Raw genomic sequence first — 21449 nt, forward strand, 5'->3', positions numbered from 1 at the left:
GTTACCTTCCCACCCTGAAAATGTGTGCTGTATCAACAGAATCGGACCGACGTTAATTCCAGATCCGCGCGCCATGGTCGATAAATACTGGATGAACACCACCTTAACTTCAGGAGTGCTCCATGAGCCTTTCCATCGTGCAGCGGATCATCGCCGGCTTCGTGCTGATGTTATTGCTGCTGATTGTGCTCGGTGCCGTCAGTGCCTTGAAAATCCGGGGTATTAATGCCGGATTGACTGACGTAACCGAGCGTTCAACCCCGCTGGTGGTGACTGCCGCCAGCCTCAAGGGCACCTTGCAGGATGCCAATCGCTGGGTGCTGGAGTATCGCACCAGTCAGGAAGCGGCCAAGCTTGGCTCGCTGGCTTCCCGCTATGACGAGCAGCGCCAGCACTTCTTGCAAAGCAGCCAGTCGCTTACCGGCAGTGATCAGGCGGCCAACCGCTTAGGCGAAGTGCAGCAAGCGGCTGGTCAGTTCTTCGATCTGGCGGCTCAGGTTCAGGAGCAGCACCAGCGTTGGGTTGAGACCCACGAGCGGCTCGATGCGCTCGGCAAGAGCTTTATCCGTCTGGAGGATACCTACCAGTGGGCGGCGGATCTGCTGTTGCAACAAGCTTCCAGCCAGCGTTCCATGCGCAACAAGGCCGAGCTCATCACCTCGGGGATTGCCCGCGATCTGAAAAACATTCGGCGTTCCGATGCGCGCACCGATCTCACCCGTCTTGAGAAGGTGCTGACCACCGATATCAGCCTGGCGCGCAAACGCCTCGAACAGGTGGCGGTGCCGGATGACGTGAAGGCTCGTTATCTTGCCAACCTCGGCAAGATGGAAGAGCTGGCCCTTGGGCAGAGTGGCCTGCTGGCCAGCATGCGCAGCAAGCAGCAGCTCGATGTGGTGCTGGCCGATTTGAACGGCCGGCTTGATGCGGCACTGGTGCAGACTTTGGGGCTGCTCGATCAGTTTAGCACCAGTGCCGGACAGGTGGCGTCGCAGAGTCGGAGTTCGGCTGATGACGCGGTGAGCAGCGCCAGTTTCTGGATTATCACGGTTGCCGCCGTCTCAGCGCTGGTGGCGCTGCTGATCGGTTATACCACCGCCCGCAGCATCCAGCGGCCACTGCACCGGATCAACCGGGAGCTTGGCTTTATGGCGTCGGGCGATATGACTCGGCGTATCAACTACCGCAGCGGCTGCGAGTTTGGCAGCCTCTCCAACTCCATCGACACCCTGGCAAGCAAAACCGGCGATCTGCTGGCGCGGATCAACGACGGCTCCCGCCATCTGGTGGATGAAGCGGCGCGGGCGGCCCAGATCAGCGAACGTGCCATGGCGCGGGTACAGGATCAGAAGAGTCAGACCGATCAGGTGGCGGCAGCCATCACCGAGCTGGAAGTGAGTGCCAATGAGGTGGCACGCTCCACCGATAACACCAAGCAAGAGGTGGATCTGGCCAACGATGAGGCTCGCGCCGGTCGCAACAAGGTGGCCAACACCCGGCGCATCACCGAAGGGCTGGCCACGGCTATGGAGTCGGCGGTCGGTATCACCCATCAGCTGGGCGAGTTCAGTAACAGCATCGGCAGCATCCTCGATGTGATTCGCGGCATCGCCGAGCAGACCAATCTGCTGGCGTTGAACGCGGCGATCGAAGCGGCTCGCGCCGGTGAGCAGGGACGTGGTTTTGCCGTGGTGGCTGATGAAGTGCGGGCGCTGGCGACCCGAACCCAGACCAGCACCGAAGAGATCCAGACCATGATCGAGAGCCTGCAGGCGGCCAGCCAGCAGGTGGTCGAGGTGATGGCACGCAGTCAGGATCAGACCCAGATGTGCGTGTCCCAGACCCGCGAACTGGATGAAGCGTTGCACTCGATTGCCCAGCGCATGGAGTCCATTAAGGGGCTGGCCGATCAGGTTGCCCATGCTGCGGCCGAGCAGATCTCGGTCAGCCAGGGGGTGGCCAAGCACATCGCCAGCATCGCTGATGTGGCCTATGAAACCGAGCGCGAGGCGCGCCAATCTGCCGGCAGCAGTGAAGTGCTGGCCGACTTGGTGGCCCAGCAGCAGAAACTGATCGCCCACTTCAAGGTCTAGGAGGCACCATGGCGAAAAAATGGATAGGGGCGCTCGGTTTGTTGCTGTGCTGCCCGTTGTTGGCGGCCGAGCTGACCATCGAGAGCTGGCGTGTGGATGACAAGGACCTCTGGGAGCAGAAGATCATTCCGGCTTTTGAGGCCAGTCATCCGGGGATCAGCCTCAAATTCAAGCCGGTCCAGAACATGTATTACATGGACACCCTGCAGAAGAATCTCAAAGAGGGCAACGCCGGCGATCTGATCACCTGCCGCCCGTTTGATGATTCACTGGCGCTGTTTAAGGCAGGTTACCTCTCTGAGCTGACCGAAATGGCCGGGATGGAGAATTTCCCGAGTTTTGCCCAGGCTCCCTGGCAGACTGACTCCGGCGCTCAGACCTTTTGTGTGCCGATGGCTTCGGTCATCCACGGTTTCTTCTTCAACAGGACCATTTTCAAAGAGTTGGGCATTGCCGCGCCAACAACCCGCGACGAGTTCTTTGCCGCGCTTGAGAAGGTGAAGGCCGATGGCCGTTATGTGCCACTGGCGGTCAGTGGCTCCGAGAGCTGGGTGGCTTCCGAGCTTGGCTTTCAGAATATCGGCCCCAATTACTGGAAGGGCGAAGATGGCCGTATGGCGCTGCTTGGCGGCAGTGAGCGTTTCGACAGCCCGCCATTCGAGCAGGTGTTTGAAGAGCTGGCGCGCTGGCAGCCCTATCTGGGCGAAGGTGCCGAGACGCGAGATTACGCCACCGCCAATAGTCTGTTTACCGGCGGCAAGGCGGCCATGTATGCCGCCGGCTCGTGGGAAATTGCCCCCTTCACCGGCAAGGTCGATTTTGGTGTGCTGCGCCCGCCCGTGGCCAAGACCGGGGATCGCTGCTACTTCACCGATCACACCGACATCGGCATGGGCATGAATGCCGCCAGCGCCCACAAGGAAGAGGCGATGCAGTTCCTGCAGTGGCTGACCACGCCGGAGTTTGCCGAGCTTTATACCAACGCGTTGCCGGGCTTTTTCTCGCTCTCCAACCACTTCTTTGAGGTCACCAACCCGGCGGCCCGCGAGATGATGGGATGGCGTGACCAGTGCGATTCCACCATCCGGGTTGCGACCCAGATCCTCTCGCGCGGAAAGCCCAAGCTCAGTGATGAGCTGGCCGAAGTGAGCCAATCAGTGTTGCTCGGCAAGCTGGCCCCCAAAGCCGCTGCCTCGCGCATCGAGCAGGGGCTGCTGGGTTGGTATGCGCCGCAGCAAAAGAGCAAAGCCGGTCTGACCCAAACCTGCGCTGCAGAAAGTCCATTGCCACTGGCCACGCCAGCCCCTGCGATAACGGCCGTAGCGTCATCGGCAGAGCCTGCTCAAGCGCCGCAAACGACCACGCCCGCTTCGGCAGTGCAGGCGACGTCTGCCCCGCAAGCGGCGACTGAGTCAGCCTTGTCGCAGCAGTTGGACACACCGGCAGCCGCGCCGTTGCCGTCCCAGTAATGGGGGGATGACGTGAGATAAGTGCGGGAGGCGTGGCCTCCCGCTCTATTTCCAGGCGCGGCACAAGGTCGCAATGCGGGTGGTGGGCTCAAACCCCAACCGACGATAGATGCCGAGGGCGTGGTAGTGAATGTCGGCCACGATCACCAGGGTATCGACCCGTTCCAGCCCACGCCTTGCCACCTCATGCAGCAGATGGCGACACAGACCGCGATTGCGCCACCCTTCACGGGTGCGCACCAGCTGGAAGCGGCCATGCTCTGGCGTAAAGAACAGACCGCAGCTGGCAACCAGCAGCTCATCCTGCCACATCCCCCACCACTGGCCGAGGCCATCGGCAATCATGGACTGATAGAGGCTCGCTCTGGCCTGCAGATAGTGTTGATAAGCCGGGCGCTGGCGACTTGATGGGTGTTCGGCTAGCTCAAAGGCCAGCCAGTCACTCCAGTCCGCAGGCTCGAAGGGGCGAATCGGCAGTGGTGCTAGGCCCGATGGCGCACGTAGCTGGCCCCGTTGCAGCGCCAGAGCCAGACACTCCATATAGCGATAGCCAGCCGAGACAAAACTGCCCAGTTGCAGAGGATCGTCGTGGGTGTGGGACCAGAGGAAGGTGCGGTGGCGGATCAGCGGGTTGCTGCCAATTAGCTGGTCAAATGCCCGCTCTAGCCAATCCCTGTCGTATTCGGTTGGGGGGTGATCGAGCAACAGATAGTTGCCAAACTGACACTCAGGTTGTTCGGGCAGCGTGACTGCCCAATATTGCGGAAAGCACTCGACCCGGCCCTGATAACCGTCAAACAGCAAATCGGTGGCAATGGCGGGGTGAAGCTCCATAAAGGGGTCCTGTCAGCAAGCTATCTTGCTTATCGGCATCCGCTACGGAGATATTAATCAACAGACCATAAAAGAAGGGCCGGAGAAGCCTCCGGCCAAACAATCACACGCAGATTCAGAACGTAAAACGTTCCGGCAACATGATAGCCTGATTAGCACGCTTTGCGATGGGTCAACCCAAGAATATCGACAATATTTGTGGTTACAGCGGAGACCAACTATCAGAACGGACAAAAAAGGACATTGACAATCGACATAAATCAGGAAAGGATAGAAAGACGTTTGGACGTCTAAACATCCGGAGTGGCAATCGGGACCGCTCGCACTACAGGGAGAGATTCAGATGGGTTTTCACAGCGCGCGTCAGGTTGAGGCACTCAACCAGAGCATTGCCGATCTTGATGGCAACATTTCCGTCAGCTTCGAGTTCTTTCCGCCGGGCAGCGAAAGCATGGAGCAGACCCTGTGGCAATCCATTGAGCGCCTCAAGGTGCTGGAGCCCAAGTTTGTGTCGGTGACCTATGGCGCCAACTCCGGCACCCGGGATCGTACTCACAAGGTGATCAAAGATATCCAGGATCGCACCGGTATCATTGCCGCGCCGCACCTGACCTGTATCGATGCCAGCCGTGATGAACTGCGAACCATTGCCCGGGACTACTGGAACAGCGGCATCCGCCATATCGTGGCTCTGCGTGGCGACTTGCCGCAAGGCGTTGACAAGCCGGACATGTATGCTGCCGATCTGGTCGCTCTGCTCAAGGCTGAGGCCGACTTTGACATCTCGGTGGCCGCTTATCCCGAGGTTCACCCGGAGGCCAAGAGCGCGCAATCGGACCTGCTCAATCTCAAGCGCAAGATCGATGCCGGTGCCAACCGCGCCATTACCCAATTCTTTTTTGATGTGGAAACCTACCTGCGTTTTCGCGATCGCTGCGCGGCGATCGGCATTGATGCCGAGATCGTGCCGGGTATTCTGCCGGTCTCCAACTATCAGACCCTGGCCAAGTTTGCCGGCTTTACCAACGTCAAGATCCCGCGCTGGATGCACCAGCGTTTTGAAGGGCTGGAAAACGATCAGATGACTCGTAACATGGTCGGCGCCAGTATTGCCATCGATCAGGTGCGTGTATTGAGTCAGGAAGGGGTGAAGGATTTCCACTTCTATACTCTTAACCGCTCCGAGTTGACCTACGCCATCTGCCACACGCTGGGCGTTCGTCCCAAGGCGTAACGGGTTGAATGAAAAAACAAAGCCGGAAGGGGAGACCTTTCCGGCTTTTTGCTGCCTGCAATTTAGGGACAGAGCGTGCTTTGTGTGCTGCTTTGGGCGCGACCCGACATGGAGATAACCAGATCGATGCGGGGCTGCCCACTGACGCAAAGTTGCAATGTGGCATTGCTGCCGAGCGTGGTGCCGTCCGGGGCGAAGTTGATGGCGGTTCGACTGCTGGTCAGGCTCAGCCCATCGCTAAACCCGGGGGAGGCCATCAAACGCGCCTCGCCAGGATCTTGCGTGGCATCACCGTTGTCATCGCTAAACATGATCAGAGCCTGACCACCATGAGTGACGCACAGATTGTCGGCATTGACGGTGCAGACGGTAATGGTTTGCCGGTCGCTGATAGCCTGCAATCTGGCGGCAGTGAGGATCTTGAGTATTCGCTCTTGCTCGAAGCGGGCCCGGTTATCGGTCAACAGCGATTGTAGCGAGGGAAGACCGACGCCAAGCAGTATGGTCAGCAGCGCCATGCTGACCAGCAATTCCAGCAGTGTGAATCCACGTTGCAGCATAAACTCACCTCTCTAGACAAGATTAGGCCGCTTTACCGCTCGGGATCACCGAATGCGTCACCCTTCGGGGTTGGCGTGCAGCAGTCAGCAGTCTTACCATAGAAAGCTGATGACTCACGTGGAGGAAAAGGGAGATGATGACTGACGATCCGTGGGCTTTGTGCCATCTGGATGACTCGTTCGAGGCGCCGGTGCTCGGCACCAAGGGTACTCAGCTACTCTGGTTCGACGATCGGGAAGCGGTGATTGACTATCTGCAGGAAGATTATGTCGATCTGCTGGCCGATGTGGGTGAGTTGGAGGAAGATCAGATAGAGGCTGCCCGTGAGCGGTTTGCCCTGCTGATCGAACAGAGCTTTGACGAACGGGGCTTGGTCGATGCGCTCAATGATCTCTCGTCGGGTCTGCGCCGGATTGCCTGGTTTGGCCCTCTCTCCGAGCTGGCCGAAGTTCAGGATGAGTTTGCCACGGCGCTGCGTCGCTACTTCTGGAGCCAATACGATGGTGATGAAGACGATCCCGACGCCTGGATCCCGGAAGAGATGTGGCCGCAGTTGGTCGAGATCGCCGAAGAGTTTGTTGCCGAAGGGGAGTTTTAACCCTTAGCCGTCGATATTGGGAATGAAGTCGTCGTAGCTCTGATAACCGCAGTCGGCCAGCTGCAGGGAGAAGGTGTAGGTTTTGGCGCCTTCATGCTGACCGACCGCAGGCCGGTTGAGCTTCCGCTCACTGTGCCAGAACTCCTTCATGCGAGTGATCAGGGCCATGGCTTCATCCTCTTCAAGATGCATTTGGCACAGAGCGATATAGTTGTTGGGGCGGTGCATGTTGTCGAGCAGATAGTTACCCAGCACCGACATGGCTTGGCGGGCTTGCTGGCGGGCAAATCGGCTGTGCTGCTCGAAGGTAATACGTTCACTGATAAGAAAGTGATAGCTGTTATCGAGCCCCAGCTGCAGGACGCCCAGCTTCTCCAGCTTGCGCAGGTAAAGGTAACAGGAGGCTTCGCTTAACGAATACTCCTGCTGGATCTCTGCCAGACTTTTTTCCCGCCAGAATATATTGGCCAGAAACGCATAGAGCCCCGGTTCGTTATGGAAGGCATCGTCCTGCTCTTTGGTGAACTCGGCCCGGCGGCTTTGGGCATCCTGAGTTCGTTCCAGCAACTCGTCAAAGGAGAGCCCGACCAAATGACAAATCTCCAGCAGGGTATCAAACGGCAGAGAGGGCTTGTTCATCATGCGCTTGATGGTCGCAATGGAGACGCCGAGCGCGTCGGCCAACTCCTGATAACGTAATCCCTTGTCGAGCAGTGCCTGCTTGAGGGTGTCGAGGATCTGTTGGGCCAACTCCTGGCTATAGGACATGAATGACACTTCCTTGATGCGGTCTGACGGGATGCAGATTTTGATACCTGGAAACAAGGCCACAATGAAACTAGTGCTTTATTACTGGTCACGTAATGGGGCAATGCATCGTGATTGGTCAGTTAAAGTATCAGAAAATGATGCCGTGTGGTGCAGTTTCCTCTACCCGGGGACAAAAAGCTGGCGAGGTGGGTAACCCATTGCTAAGGTTGCCGTCGGTCGGTGAGCCCCAGTGGTCAGCCGGCCGTTTGCTTCCAATTAAGGGTTAATTAAACCGCAAGGTTTTTATTCTTTCCTGGCAAATTGAGCGGATCCTTAGGGTTCCGCTTTTTTCTTTTCTGGTCATGTGCCAATCCACCAACGTCTCTCTCCCTGTTTACTATTGAGTCTCTTTTTCTGGGTTCTTTCTGGAATGAGCATTCATTCATTGCTCACGATTTAGCGTATTTGTGAATTCAAATTTTTTGATTGGTTGATCCAGATCCGCTCGCTAACAATGTGCGCTTGGTCACGCTACTATGACCTCACTGCTTCGGAGAGCACAGCAATCGACCAGAAAAGCGCTGTTGTTATAGAGAGCGATGTCGGAAACGAATTCCGACGCCTCTGAGTGAGGCAACAACATTTTTGAATGGTCTCTAGGCAAGGATGCATTGCATGAAAGCACAGAGTGCTTTCGACAATGACTAAGACACCTAAGAGAGATGAAAGTATGAAAAAGCAAATCGCAATCGCCCTGCTGGGCCTGATGGGTTCCGTCGCTGCCAACGCCGCTGTACCGGCTAATCTGCACGTGGTTCCGGGTTCCCTGTTTGTAAACTGGCAAGCTCAAGCCGCTTCCAGCGTCAAGCCGGGTGACCGCATCGAAGTGCGCGGTTTTAACGGCGACGTGATCGCCTCTGCCCAGGCCGATGCCAGCGGTCGTCAAGTCATCAGCCTGCCGCGAAGCGCCCAAGGCAACCTGACCGTGACTGTCGGCGACGAGAGCAGTGACCTGCAAGTGCCGTACACCCTCGGCCAAGGCCGTCAAGGCTAAGTGTGCTGACGGGGCTGGCAAACGGCCAGCTCCCGCCATCGACGTGACCGGTATGACCCAATGGGTGTCCGGTCATCTGTCGCAGCCGATGACAGGACGGCTGACGACAGATGACCGCCCGATCCGGAGTTACCTCCAGTATCAGCAATCTGTGCCGCAACCAATGCCTGACGTTATTTCATCGTCGTTTTGACCGGAGCCCTGCTCCGGTTTTTTTATTTTCAATGTCGCTTCGCTAAGGCAACACCCACCTATGGTGCATGGCCAGCAGAACTCACTCGCTAGGTTAATCCACCCGTAATGGTCATAAGGAGCTGGGCTCCGTAAGCTGTTTGCCGCTTGGCAAGACTCTCGCTACAGGTGGGTTAATCTCCTTGCCACGCAACCATACACGGCTCTTCTTACTGTAGCGATGCACTATGTGCCGCCATCCAAGCGCGTCTTGGTAAGAGGCCACTCATTCTAGCCACTTGATTTTGCACGCCGTTTGCTCGGTTGGGCATAACCCTGAGCAGGGCGCTGGTGCCCTCGGTTTTCTTGTTTGGCTTGAGGGTGGCTGACTATCGCAACATGTTGGAGTGAGAGCTCGGCGTGTGGGGGCGCAATATCTCTCTGTTATTGCTCTATTTTTTTTATAATCACCAAGATTAATTTAGAATGAGTGTTCACTCATTTCATAAAAATCCCCATTTGTGAATTCAAAATTTTTGATGAGTTGATCCAGAATCACTCGCTAACAATGTGCGCTTGGTCACACTATTATGACCTCACTGCTTCGGAGAGCACAGCAATCGACCAGAAATTCGCTGTTGTTATAGAGAAAAATGTCGGAAACGAGTTCCGATGACTCTGAGTGAGGCAACAACATTTTTGAATGGTCTCTAGGCAAGGATGCATTGCAAGAAAGCACAGAACGCTTTCGACAATGACTAAGACACCTAAGAGAGATGAAAGTATGAAAAAGCAAATCGCAATCGCCCTGCTGGGCCTGATGGGTTCCGTCGCTGCCAACGCCGCTGTACCGGCTGATCTGCACGTGGTTCCGGGTTCCCTGTTTGTAAACTGGCAGGCTCAAGCCGCTTCCAGCGTCAAGCCGGGTGACCGCATCGAAGTGCGCGGTTTTAACGGCGACGTGATCGCCTCAGCCCAAGCCGATGCCAGCGGTCGTCAAGTCATCAGCCTGCCGCGCAGCGCTCAAGGCAATCTGACTGTGACTGTCGGCGACGAAAGCAGTGATCTGCGCGTGCCGTACACCCTCGGCCAAGGCCGTCAAGGCTAAGTGTGCTGACGGGGCTGGCAAACGGCCAGCTCCCGCCATCGACATGACCGGTATGACCCAATGGGTATCCGGTCATCTGTCGCAGCCGAAGCCAGGGTGGCTGACGACAGATGATCGCTCGAGTAGGAGTTGTCTCCCGCGCCAGATATCTGTGTAGTAGCAATGCCTTACGTTATTCCATAGTCGTTTTGACCGGAGCCCTGCTCCGGTTTTTTTATTTCAGCTTGCTACCACCGGGCGTGTTCCACAGTTTGGGAATTTCGCGTACCAGCCAGCTTTTGGCCTTGCCCATCACATCTCGTCGCCAGGCGAGGATCACCGTAACTTGATGACGATACTCAGGGCTGATGACGCGCAGGCGTCCGGCATCGATATCTTCCTGCACCCAGCGCTGCGGCATGGTGCCAATCCCAAGGCCCGCCAGCAGGGCATCGCGTTTCTCGCCCATGGTACTGACCGTCAGGCGCGGCTGCTTGTCGAGCAGGCGATAGGTCAGCGCCGGTTTGCGCAGGGCGGTATCGGCGATGGCGATGGCCCGATAGCGGCGCAGCGTATCGTCGGCCAGCGGCTCCGGCTCGTTGTGCAGTGGGTGGTCGGGGTGGGCAACATAGAGCATCACCTCTTTGAACAGCTCCTGATATTTGCTGCCGTGCATCACCAGATCCGGGTTGAGGGTCGAGATCAGCAGATCGGCGCGGCCATCTTCCAGGCACTCCCAGCTGCCTGCCAGCACCTCGGCACGAAAACGCAACCTTGTATCGGTATGCTGTGCCAGTCGCTCGACTAATGGATAGAGCTCGGGGATAGCAACCACCGCATCGACGGCCACTGTAATATCGGTCTCCCAGCCACGAGCCAATGCCCGGGTCTCTCCCACCAGATGTTCGGCGGCTTCGAGCAGCACGCGGCCACGCTCCAGCAGCATCCGCCCGGCTGCAGTAAACTTGGTGCGATGGCCGCTGCGATCAAACAGCACGGCATCCAGTTCATCTTCCAGTTTCTGCACCGTGTAGCTCAGTGCCGATGGCACCTTGCCCAGCTCCTCGGCGGCGGCGGCAAAACTGCCACGACGATCAATGGCATCCAGCACCCGGATCGCTTCCAGGGTTAATGCTCGCTCTTTTCCCATTGAATCCTGCCTTCAATTTTTTTGAATCACTAAGCCAGATTATCTCGATAACAATGCACCACAGCAGCCACTATTATGAGCTCATTGCTTCACGAAGCATAGCAGAGCCCCGAAATACCTTGGTTTTATTGGGGGTTAGGCTAGCGAAGAGAGAGACAACGCTCTTTCTAATCAGGCACAACATTTTTGAATAGATTTACGGTCAAGATGCTGAATTGTCACCACTCAGTGCCGTAATACAGACAGATAAATCGGGGGCTGGGCCGCAATGCTAATGGGCTGGCAGTCATCCCGACCGAAAGAAAAGGAGCCTCACATGTTTGCCATGAGACCAGCACAAGATCGCGGACGAGCCAACTTCGGCTGGCTGGATGCGCGTCACAGCTTCTCCTTCGGCCACTACTATGACCCCAAGTGGATGGGGCATTCGGTCCTGCGGGTCATCAATGACGACCACGTGGCGCCGGGTGGCGGTTTTGCCACTCACCCGCACGCCAACATGGAGATTTTGACCTGCGTGTTGAAAGGAACCATCGAGCATCGCGACAGTCTCGGCAATATCGAGCAGATCCCGGCCGGTGAGTTTCAGCTGATGAGTGCCGGTTCGGGGATTCGTCATAGCGAATACAACCCCTCCGACAGCGAAGTGCTGGAGCTGCTGCAGATCTGGATCGAGCCGGATCAGCACAATACCCAGCCCGGTTATCAGCAAAAGTGCATGAATAACCGGCCGGGGATGGTATTGGTCGCCTCGCCGGATGGCGCTGATGACTCGTTCCTCATTCGCCAGCAGGCCCGGGTTTGGCGTCTGCAGCTGGCCGAAGGAGAGTCTGTTGAATGGTTGCTGCAGGGCCGTCACGGTTATCTGCATCAGATTTCAGGTGAGCTGATCGCTTCTGGTCAGCATGCCCAGCCCGGCGACGGGGTGCTCAGTCGCGATGAAACCAAGTGGGAGCTCACGGCCACGTCTGCCAGTGTTGCCCTGTTATTTGACCTGCCGTGATGACAAGGAAATGAATATGAAGACCATTAATGATTCTGCACTGCTGCTGGGCCGCCTCCTGCTGACCCTGCTCTATATCTCTGCCGGCTGGGGCAAGATCGCCGGTTATGCTGCGACCCAGGGCTATATGGAGGCCATGGGTGTTCCGGGTGCCATGCTGCCGCTGGTGATCCTGCTTGAACTGGGCGGCGGTCTGGCGATCTTGTTCGGTCTGTTCACCCGCAGCCTGTCGGTGTTTATGGCCGGCTTTACCCTGATTGCCGCCTACCTGTTCCATTATCAGCCTGCCGAACAGATGCAGATGATGATGTTCTGGAAGGACGTGTCGATTGCCGGCGGCTTCCTGGCCCTGATGGCGGCAGGTCCCGGTGCATTCAGCATCGACAGCAAGCTGGGACGCAACTGGTAACATCCTGTTTTACAAGTTGTTCCCACTCAAAATGCCGGAGCTCATGCTCCGGCTTTTTTGCATCTGGCGTCTCAATCGCTGACAATCCCGTCATTGCCTTCGCTGGGGATTGCTCATGTTCACCCTTTATCACTCCAATCAGCTCGATGTGCTCAAGTCACTGCTGGTCGCCCTTATCCGGCGCGCGCCACTGACCGATCCATTTGCCCGCGAACAGATCCTGGTGCAAAGCCCCGGCATGGCCCAGTGGCTCCGGCTGGAGTTGGCGCGTGAGTTTGGTATCGCCGCCAACCTCGATTTCCCGCTACCCGCCAGCTTTATCTGGCAGATGTTTACCCAGGTGCTGGCCGATGTGCCGGCGCACAGCCCCTACAACAAAGAGGGGATGGCCTGGCAGTTGATGATGATCCTGCCAGACATGCTGGATCGCCCCGAGTTTGAGCCGCTGCGCGGTTATCTCTCGCCGGATGGTGCCGCGCCGGAGCAGGTTCGGCTGTGGCAGCTGTGCCAGAAGGTTGCGGATCTGTTCGACCAATATCTGGTCTATCGTCCTGACTGGATTGAGGGGTGGGAGCGCGGCGAAGGGTTACCCGCAGAATTGAGTGAAGTGAGTGGACAAGCCTGGCAACCCGAATTGTGGCGGGAGCTGGTGGCGCGCACGCTGGCGCTGGCCGATAGCGGCTATCACCGCGCCAATCTCTATGAAGAGTTTATTCAGACCCTGCAAAGCGGCGCGCCGCTGCCGGGCAGTCTGCCGGATCGGGTCTTTGTGTTTGGCATCTCGGCCTTGCCGCCGCGTTATGTGGATGCGTTGGCGGCACTCGGCCAGCGCTGCGAGGTGCACCTGTTTGTCACCAACCCCTGTCGCTACTACTGGGGGGATCTGCTCGATCGCAAAACCATGGCGCGGCTAGAGCGAAAGCTCAAGCCCGGCACCGATCTCGAGACCCTGCAGGGAGAAGCCAATCCGCTGCTCGCCTCAATGGGTAAACTCGGTCGTGACTATCTCTATCAGTTGATGGATCTCTCCCCCCCCGAAGTGGAGGCATTTGTCGATATCGAGGAGGACTCCCTGCTGCATCGCCTGCAAGCCGACGTGCTGGAGCAGCGCGAGCGGGGACGGGATCTGACAAATCCAGACTCGAGCCGCCATAAAACGCCCCTCTCTTTAGATGATGACAGCCTGCAGATCCACGCCTGCCATAGCCCGGTGCGCGAGTTGGAGGTGCTGCATGATCGTCTGCTCGATCTGTTTGAACGCCGCCCAGATCTGACACCGAAAGATGTGGTGGTGATGATGCCGGACGTGGCCGGTTATGCCCCCTTTATTCAGGCGGTGTTTGGTGCTCGCGGCCAGATCCCGTTCTCCATCTCGGATCGGGCGGCCAGCCAGGAGAGCCCGCTGCTGCAAAGTTTCCTCGCCCTGCTCGGCTTGCCGCAGCAGCGGCTGGGGGCAGGAGAGCTGCTCTCGCTGCTGGAAGTCCCTGCCGTATTGCGCCGCTTTGAGCTCTCTGACGGTGAGTTTGACACCCTACGCAGCTGGGTGCAGGAGAGCGGCATCCGCTGGGGACTCGATGATCACTACCCCGAGCGCTTTGGCCTGCCGGCGCTCAGTGGCAACTCCTGGCTGTTTGGCCTGCGCCGCATGTTGCTCGGCTACGCCATGGGGGAAGGGGAGCCGGTGGCCGGCATTCTGGCCTATCCCCACATTGAAGGGCAGCAGGGGGTGACACTGGGCAAACTGGCGGCCTTTGTCGATGCGTTAGCCGGATTCTTGCCACAGCTCGAGCAGCCGCGCCCGCTGACCCGCTGGCACGAATTGCTGCTGGCCCTGCTCGATGCCTTTTATGCCCCGGACGAGGACGAAGAGCGCCATATCCAGCTGATCCGTGACACCTTAATCCAGTGGCAGGAGACGCTCTCGGATTGCCGCTTTGCCGAGGCGGTGACGCCCGCCTTACTGAAAGATGTGCTGGGACAACGGCTGGCGGCGCAGCGCTCGAGTCAGCGTTTCCTGGCCGGTCAGGTCAACTTCTGTACCCTGATGCCGATGCGCTCGATTCCGTTTCGGCAGGTTTGCCTGCTGGGGATGAACGACGGCGCCTACCCGCGCTCGATTGCCCCCATGGGGTTTGATCTGATGGCGCTGGCCGGTCGGCGTGGCGATCGTTCGCGCCGTGATGATGACCGTTACCTGTTTCTTGAAGCGCTGCTCAGTGCTCAGGATGGCCTCTATATCAGCTATCAGGGGCGCAGTGTGCAGGATAACAGTGAGCGCGAACCCTCGGTGCTGCTGGCCGAACTGCTCGATTACTGCCGCCAGGGTTATCGGTTGGCAGGGGATGAGACGCTGAGCGATGACGACTCCGGCAAGCGCTTGATGGCCCATCTGGTGACCGAGCACCCGCTCACCCCTTATAGCCGCGACTACTTCTTTGCCCGTGATCCGCGCCTGTTTACCTATGCCGCCGACTGGTTGCCGGCGCTCACGCCCCAGGTCGGCGCCAATGCGTTTCAACGTGGCGAGCTGCCGCTGCCGCCCGAGTGGCAGGAGGGCGAATTGGAGCTGGCCGAGCTGCTGCGCTTTTACCGCAATCCGCCCCGCTATTTTCTCAACCGCCGCTTGCGGGTCTGGTTCGAGCAGCAGGATCTGCATCTGGAGGAGAGCGAACCGTTTAGCCTCGATGGATTGGAGAATTACGATCTCAAATCCCGCCTGCTGCAAGCGCACCTCGATGAAGGGGGCAGTGAGCGTCAGCGCGAGTTGCTCAGACTGGAAGGGAGGTTGCCACAAAGCTGGTTCGGGCCACTGCTGGTCGATGATCTCGATGCCAATATGGCGGCGCTGGCCGAGCGGATCGCGCCCCTTCGCGGTGAGCGGCGCAGCGTCGAGATTGATATCAGCCTGCCCCAAGGTCGCCTGCTCGGTTGGCTCGACCTAGAAGGAGAGGCGCAGCTCATCACCAAACCGGGCAGCCTGCACGGCCGTGATTTCCTGCAAGCGTGGCTGTGCCACCTCTGCCTGTGTCAGAGCGATGCCCCGGCCGCCACTATTTTGCTCGATCAAAGCAACAACTGGCGCTGGCCGGTGTTAACGCCCAGCGAGGCGCGCCACTATCTGGAGGCGCTGGTGGCTGACTGGCTGGCCGGGATGCGCCGCCCCTTGCCACTGCTGCCCAAGAGTTGCTGGAAGTGGGTCGAGGCCCACCTCAAATCCCCTGATGATCCGGATAAAGCCATCAATAGCCTGAGTGAGGGATTTAGCGGAACGTATCAGGTTGGCGGCGACGTGGACGACCCCTACGTGGCGCGCTGTTTCCCCGAGTTGGATGAGGAGTTGGTCAGCCGTATGACGACGCTGGCCGAGCAACACCTGCTGCCAGTCCGGCAGGCGATGGAGGCGTTTGAGTAATGTCCAAGACCCTGGAAACCCTGCGTTTTCCCCTGTTTGGCGAGCGTTTGATCGAAGCCTCCGCCGGGACGGGCAAAACCTACACCATCGCCGGTCTCTATCTGCGTCTGCTGCTCGGGCATGGCCCTGCGGATGACGAGGGGCAGCCCACGGCATTTGCCCGGCCGCTCAATGTGACCGAGATCCTGGTGGTGACCTTTACCGAAGCGGCGACTGCCGAGCTGCGTGGCCGGATCCGGGCCCGCATCCACGAGGCGCGGCTGGCTTTTTTGCGCGGCCAGAGCAGCGATGCGCTGCTGGCCCAACTGCTGGCCGAAGTCCCTGACCATGAGCAGGCTGCCCGCCTGTTGCTGGCCGCCGAGCGGCAGATGGATGAGGCGGCGGTCTTTACCATCCACGGTTTTTGCCAGCGGATGCTTAAAAGCAATGCCTTCGAGTCAGGCGCGCTGTTTGAGAGCGAGTTTGTGACCGACGATGGTCAATTGCGCTTGCAGGCGGTCAGTGACTATTGGCGCAGCGATTTTTATCCCGTCGGTGAGTCGCTGGCGCGGGCCCTGCGCGCCGAATGGAAGAGCCCGAGCGCGCTGCTGTCGGCCATCAATGGCTGGCTCGATAATTCGGAGCTCGAGATATTGCCAGCGCTCGATGCTGCGAGTTTAACCGAGCACCACGAGCGCGAAATGGCGCGGGTGGCGGCGGTCAAGGCCGCCTGGCTGGCTAATCTGGATGCGGTTCGTGCCCAAACTGAGAAGCAGATCAGCCGTTACACCGGGAAAAATTTCGAAGGGTGGCTTGAGAAGATCGGCCAGTGGGCCAGCGATCCACAGCATGGCTATGCGCTGCCCGACCCGCTCGGGCGCTTTGCCCTGTCGGTGCTGCGTGATGCGCGCGCCAAAAATGGCAAAGAGCCGGATCTGCCGCTGTTTTCTGCCATTGACGATCTGGTCAACCGCCCTCCGTCAATCGCTGAGCGGGTGTTGCAACGCGCCGCCCATGACGTGAAGCAGCGGATGCAGCAAGCCAAGCAGGATGCCTATCTGCTCTCGTTCTCCGATCTGTTGGGGGATCTTGATCAGGCGCTCGACTCGCCACTGGGCGAGCGGCTCAAAGAGCGCATTCGCGGCAGCTATCGGGTGGCGATGATCGATGAATTTCAGGATACCGACCCGCAGCAGTACCGTATTTTTCACGCGCTGTATGGCGGGCGCAGTGACACGGCGCTGCTGATGATCGGTGACCCCAAGCAGGCCATCTACGGGTTTCGTGGCGCCGACATCTTCACCTACATTCAGGCGCGGCGAAATGTAAGCGATCACTACACGCTGGGACGAAACTGGCGCTCGAGCCAGCCGCTGGTGACGGCGGTGAACGCCCTGTTTGAGCGGGCACGGGCCCCCTTCATCTTCGATGCGGATATTCCGTTTCTGCCGGTCGCGGCGCAGGGGAAAGCGCACACCTTGCAAGTTGAGGGACAGGACGCACCGGCGCTCTGTTGCTGGTGGCTCGATGAGGCGCCGACCGTTAATCGCACCACCTATCAGGCACGCATGGCCAATGCCACCGCCAACGAAATCCACCGTCTGCTGACCCTGGCACAAGCCGGGCAGGCGATGATCGGTGAGACGCCGGTACGCCCCGGCGACATTGCCGTGCTGGTGCGAACCGGTAACGAAGGGCGCATGATCCAGCAAACCCTGGCCCGCCTTGGCATCGCGTCTGTGTATCTCTCCAACCGCGAAAGCGTGCTGGAGAGCACCGAGGCCCGTGAGATTCTGCTGATCCTGCAGGCCTGTTTGCAGCCGGGAGATGAGCGGGCGCTGCGCTCGGCGCTCGCCACCGCCCTGTTTGATCTCGATGCCCGGGCGCTCGATGAGTTCAGCAGTGACGAGACCTTGTGGGAAGCCACGGTGCAGGAGTTTCAGGAGTATCGCCGGCTGTGGCTGCGCCACGGCGTGCTGGCGATGCTGCGCGCCCTGCTGCATCGCCGTCAGCTAGCGTCCCGCTTGCTCGGCGCGGCCTGGGGTGAGCGACGACTTACCAACTACCTGCATCTGGCCGAGTTGTTGGAGCAGACGGCCAGTGAACTGGACGGGGAGTTCGCCCTGCTGCGCTGGTTGGGCGAGGCGATTGCAAAGCCGGCGGGTCAGGCCGAGGAGCAGGTGCTACGCCTTGAGTCCGAGCGCAAGCTGGTGCAGATCGTCACTATCCACAAATCCAAAGGGCTGGAGTACCCGCTGGTGTTCCTGCCTTTTATCTGCAATTACCGCAAAAACGAGACGCCGCTTTATCACGACAATGGCCGCACCCTGCTCGATTTAAGCTACTCCGAAGATGCTCTCGAGCAAGCCGAGCGCGAGCGGCTGGCCGAAGATCTGCGCCTGCTCTATGTGGCGCTGACTCGCGGCGTTTACGCCACCTGGCTTGGACTGGCGCCGCTGCGGGCGGGCAACGGGAAATCGGCCATCACCGATCTGCACCAGACCGCCATCGGCTATCTGCTGCAGCAAGGGGTGGAAGGGGAGTCCGAGGCGATGAAGCAAGCGCTCGACCAACTGGTAGCCAGTGTGCCGGCAGTGACGGTAGGTGCGCCGCCACTGCAGCGTCCGGAGGATCCCTATATTGAATCGACCGATGAACCGGGCGAGCCGCAGGTGCGCCAGTTTGCCGGTCAGATTGAACGCGACTGGTGGGTGAGCTCCTACTCGGCGCTGGCCACTTCCCACGGCGGCGGTCATGAACGCGGCGTGCTGGCCACACCGGGCTTTGATGCCGACGCCGCCGGTGAGCAGGGCAGCGCGCCGGAAAACGAGCGCACCATCTTCACCTTCCCGCGCGGGGCGCGTCCCGGCACCTTGCTGCACACCCTGTTTGAAGAGTTGGCGTTTGCCGATGTGCTCAACCCGGCGTGTGACGAGCCGGTGACGCAGCGTATTGCTACCTTGCTGGGTCAGGCCGGATTTGAGACCGAGTGGGCCGCGCTGCTGGCCGGGCATATGCGCGGCGTCTTGACCACCGAGTTGCTGCCCGGGCTGCGCCTTGGCGATGTTAGCCGGATGCAGGCCGAGCTGGAGTTCTTCCTGCCGATGGAGCGGATCAGCGCGGCGTCGCTCGATGCCTTGCGTCATCAATATGATCCACTGTCACGTCAGGCCAGACCCTTGTCGTTCCAGCGGGTGCAGGGGATGCTCAAGGGCTTTATTGACCTGGTATTCGAGTGGCAAGGGCGCTGGTATGTGCTCGACTACAAGTCCAACTGGTTGGGGGCGAGCGCTGCTGATTACCAAGGCGCGGCGCTGGAGCAGGCCATGGTGGATCACCACTACGATCTGCAATACCAGCTCTACACGCTGGCGCTGCATCGTCTGTTGGCCCAGCGGCTGCCCGATTACGATCCGGCGCGCCACTTGGGTGGCATCTTCTATCTGTTTTTGCGCGGCATGCCGCAGGCCGGTGTCTATCACTGCTGCCCTGATGCCGGGTTCGTTGCCGCGCTGGATCACCTGTTTGCCAAGGGAGAGACCCGATGACGGCCCCTTATCCTGTTACAGAAAGCCGTTTGACTGCTGCGCTACGGGCCTTGACGGTAAGTGGTCGTCTACGTCAGCTCGATCTGCAGTTTGCCCGGCTGATTGAGAGTCTGGGAGGGGCGCCCGAGCTGGTGCTGGCGGCGGCCCTGACCAGTTGTGAGCTGGGGCGTGGCCACATTTGCCTGCCCCTTGGCGAGCTGGAGGGTGATGCACTATTGCCTGGACTGGACGCGACTGAGCGCAGTGAATTGCTGGCTGAACTCGCGCCACTTACGAAGTGGCCGGCACTGTTTGCCGCATCGCCCCTGGTGGGTGATGGCAGCCATGAGCGCGCCGCCACACCGCTGGTGCTCTGGCAAGGCCGGCTCTATCTCACCCGTTATCACGATTTTGAGCGCAGTGTGGCTCACCACCTGATGAGCCGTGCGAAGCGCGCCGAGTTTCCTGCTATCTCCGAGCTGCTCGCCCGCCTGTTTGCCCGTGACTATGCCCGCATGTTTGCCGCGCTGTTGGCGCAGCGTCTGGCTCCGGCGTTTGCGGCGCCCGATTTTATCGAGCAGCACTGCGATCTGGTGTTGCCCGAGCAGGTGGACTGGCAGCAGGTGAGCGCCTTGCTGGCACGCGCCCAGAGCGCAGCCGAGCTTGCGCTCCTCGACACCTTGGTGCCCGAGTCGCTCTGCTGCAACGGCCAGAAGCTGGCGGCAGCCACGGCGGCGGCGCGTCCTTTTACCGTTATCTCGGGGGGACCGGGGACAGGCAAAACCACCACGGTGGCCAAGCTGCTCGCCATTTTGGTGGAGGTGGGCCTGCGCGCCGGCCAAGCGCCCACCATCCGGCTGGTTGCGCCAACCGGCAAGGCGGCGGCCCGTCTGACCGAGAGTATTGGCAATGCACTGGCGCAGTTGCCGCTTGCCCCCGAGGTCAAGGAGGCGATTCCCGCATCGGCCGGCACCTTGCATCGACTGCTCGGGGTGATTCCGGGGCGCAACCAGTTCCGCCACCACGCAGGCAACCCGCTGCACCTGGATCTGCTGGTGGTCGATGAGGCCTCCATGGTGGACTTGCCGATGATGGCGCGTCTGCTCGATGCCTTGCCCGAGCATGCCCGGCTGATTCTGCTCGGCGATAAGGACCAGCTCGCTTCGGTCGAAGCTGGCGCCGTGCTGGCCGATATCTGCGGCTTTGTGACACAAGGGCCGAGCCTGGCCCAAGCAGACTGGCTTGGTCGCCAAACCGGTCAACATGTGGTGGGACAACCAGAGGGGGCGCTGATCCGTGACAGTCTCTGCCTGCTGACCCGCAGCTGGCGTTTTGATGAGCGCTCCGGCATTGGTCGCTTGGCGCGAGCCTGTAATGCCGGCTCGGTGCGTGATGTCGAGGCCGTGTGGCGGGCCGGTTTTGCCGATATCGCCCTGCATGAGTGGAGCGGCGATCGCTATGAGGCGTTGGTGGCGCAGGCGGTGGAGGGGTATCGCCACTATCTGGAGGGCGTGAAGCAAGGGGCGGGATGTAAGGAGATCTTCCGGGCTTTCAATGATTTTCAGATCCTCTGCGCCCTGCGTGAAGGGCCGTTCGGGGTCGAAGGGCTGGGTCAACGTATCGAGCAGGCGCTGCAGCGCGCGGGCCTGATCCAGCGTGGCGGAGACTGGTATGCCGGGCGGCCGGTGATGGTGGTGCAAAACGATCACGGCATCTCGCTCTACAACGGTGATATTGGTCTGTGCCTGCCGGGTGATGATGGCCGCTTGCGGGTCTGGTTTGAGCAGCCGGATGGCTCCCTGCGCTCGCTGCTGCCGAGCCGGTTGCCACCTCATGAGAGCGTCTATGCCATGACTATCCACAAATCGCAGGGCTCGGAGTTTGCCCACACCGTGCTGGTGTTGCCCGACACCCCCAGTCCGCTGCTGACCCGTGAGCTGGTGTATACCGGTATCACCCGGGCCAAAAAGCGGCTCGATCTCTACGGCACGCCCGCCCTGTTGGCGATGGCGGTCAGAAAGAAGACCGAGCGATATTCCGGGCTCGCGCTGCGTTTGTCGCACTAATTGTCAGTGAAGGATGCTGGCCGGTTATTTTTGATGAGATAACCGGCCACTT

At 59.5% G+C, this 21449-nt stretch carries 15 protein-coding genes; 11 read left to right on the forward strand and 4 right to left on the reverse strand.

The annotated features are described in order from the left end of the window. Nucleotides 1–122 precede the first annotated feature (122 nt). Nucleotides 123–2093: a methyl-accepting chemotaxis protein gene (locus BW958_RS18025; RefSeq protein WP_076577294.1), complete on the forward strand. Its 1971-nt coding sequence runs from the start codon at nucleotides 123–125 to the stop codon at nucleotides 2091–2093. Nucleotides 2094–2101: 8 nt separating this feature from the next. After that, entirely contained in the window at nucleotides 2102–3562 is a 1461-nt protein-coding gene (locus tag BW958_RS18030) for an extracellular solute-binding protein (RefSeq protein ID WP_076577295.1), read from the forward strand. Nucleotides 3563–3607: 45 nt separating this feature from the next. On the opposite strand, the gene BW958_RS18035 is transcribed toward BW958_RS18030, so the two are convergent. Continuing rightward, nucleotides 3608–4396: a GNAT family N-acetyltransferase gene (locus tag BW958_RS18035; protein ID WP_076577296.1), complete on the reverse strand. Its 789-nt coding sequence runs from the start codon at nucleotides 4394–4396 to the stop codon at nucleotides 3608–3610. 343 nt (nucleotides 4397–4739) lie between these two features. On the opposite strand from BW958_RS18035, the gene metF reads away from it, so the two are divergent. Then, on the forward strand, nucleotides 4740–5630 hold the full coding sequence (gene metF, locus BW958_RS18040) for a methylenetetrahydrofolate reductase (protein ID WP_076577297.1): 891 nt from the start codon (nucleotides 4740–4742) through the stop codon (nucleotides 5628–5630). A 62-nt stretch (nucleotides 5631–5692) separates the two neighbouring features. Here metF and BW958_RS18045 read toward each other — a convergent pair whose 3' ends face one another. After that, on the reverse strand, nucleotides 5693–6190 hold the full coding sequence (locus tag BW958_RS18045; RefSeq protein ID WP_076577298.1) for a GspH/FimT family pseudopilin: 498 nt from the start codon (nucleotides 6188–6190) through the stop codon (nucleotides 5693–5695). A gap of 137 nt (nucleotides 6191–6327) precedes the next feature. Between BW958_RS18045 and BW958_RS18050 the strand changes: the two genes are divergently transcribed. Then, complete coding sequence (locus tag BW958_RS18050) at nucleotides 6328–6789, forward strand: hypothetical protein (protein WP_076577352.1); 462 nt, start codon at nucleotides 6328–6330, stop codon at nucleotides 6787–6789. Between the two features lie 3 nt (nucleotides 6790–6792). Here BW958_RS18050 and BW958_RS18055 read toward each other — a convergent pair whose 3' ends face one another. Continuing rightward, nucleotides 6793–7557 (reverse strand): helix-turn-helix domain-containing protein, encoded by a 765-nt coding sequence (locus BW958_RS18055; RefSeq protein ID WP_076577299.1) that lies wholly within the window; start codon nucleotides 7555–7557, stop codon nucleotides 6793–6795. A gap of 712 nt (nucleotides 7558–8269) precedes the next feature. On the opposite strand from BW958_RS18055, the gene BW958_RS18060 reads away from it, so the two are divergent. Further along, the gene (locus BW958_RS18060; protein ID WP_076577300.1) at nucleotides 8270–8593 is read left to right on the forward strand and encodes a hypothetical protein; all 324 of its coding nucleotides are present in this window, start codon (nucleotides 8270–8272) and stop codon (nucleotides 8591–8593) included. A 955-nt stretch (nucleotides 8594–9548) separates the two neighbouring features. Continuing rightward, nucleotides 9549–9872, forward strand: a complete 324-nt coding sequence (locus BW958_RS18065; RefSeq protein WP_076577301.1) for a hypothetical protein — start codon at nucleotides 9549–9551, stop codon at nucleotides 9870–9872. Nucleotides 9873–10086: 214 nt separating this feature from the next. Here the strand turns inward: BW958_RS18065 and BW958_RS18070 are convergent, their stop codons facing one another. Next, nucleotides 10087–11001 (reverse strand): LysR family transcriptional regulator, encoded by a 915-nt coding sequence (locus BW958_RS18070; RefSeq protein WP_076577302.1) that lies wholly within the window; start codon nucleotides 10999–11001, stop codon nucleotides 10087–10089. 316 nt (nucleotides 11002–11317) lie between these two features. Between BW958_RS18070 and BW958_RS18075 the strand changes: the two genes are divergently transcribed. The 5 genes from BW958_RS18075 to recD all read left to right on the forward strand — a co-directional run bounded on the left by BW958_RS18075 (nucleotide 11318) and on the right by recD (nucleotide 21397). Continuing rightward, complete coding sequence (locus tag BW958_RS18075; protein WP_076577303.1) at nucleotides 11318–12004, forward strand: pirin family protein; 687 nt, start codon at nucleotides 11318–11320, stop codon at nucleotides 12002–12004. Nucleotides 12005–12020: 16 nt separating this feature from the next. Beyond that, entirely contained in the window at nucleotides 12021–12413 is a 393-nt protein-coding gene (locus BW958_RS18080) for a DoxX family protein (protein WP_076577304.1), read from the forward strand. Between the two features lie 115 nt (nucleotides 12414–12528). Continuing rightward, nucleotides 12529–15825 (forward strand): exodeoxyribonuclease V subunit gamma, encoded by a 3297-nt coding sequence (gene recC / locus BW958_RS18085; protein ID WP_076577305.1) that lies wholly within the window; start codon nucleotides 12529–12531, stop codon nucleotides 15823–15825. After that, nucleotides 15825–19352: an exodeoxyribonuclease V subunit beta gene (gene recB / locus BW958_RS18090; protein ID WP_076577306.1), complete on the forward strand. Its 3528-nt coding sequence runs from the start codon at nucleotides 15825–15827 to the stop codon at nucleotides 19350–19352. Before recC ends, recB begins: the two co-directional genes overlap by 1 nt. Beyond that, a complete protein-coding gene (gene recD / locus BW958_RS18095) occupies nucleotides 19349–21397 on the forward strand; it encodes an exodeoxyribonuclease V subunit alpha (RefSeq protein ID WP_076577307.1) in 2049 nt (682 codons plus the stop codon). Before recB ends, recD begins: the two co-directional genes overlap by 4 nt. Nucleotides 21398–21449 lie beyond the last annotated feature (52 nt).

The sequence above is a fragment of the Aeromonas sp. RU39B genome, from assembly GCF_900156095.1.
Lineage (GTDB): Bacteria > Pseudomonadota > Gammaproteobacteria > Enterobacterales > Aeromonadaceae > Aeromonas.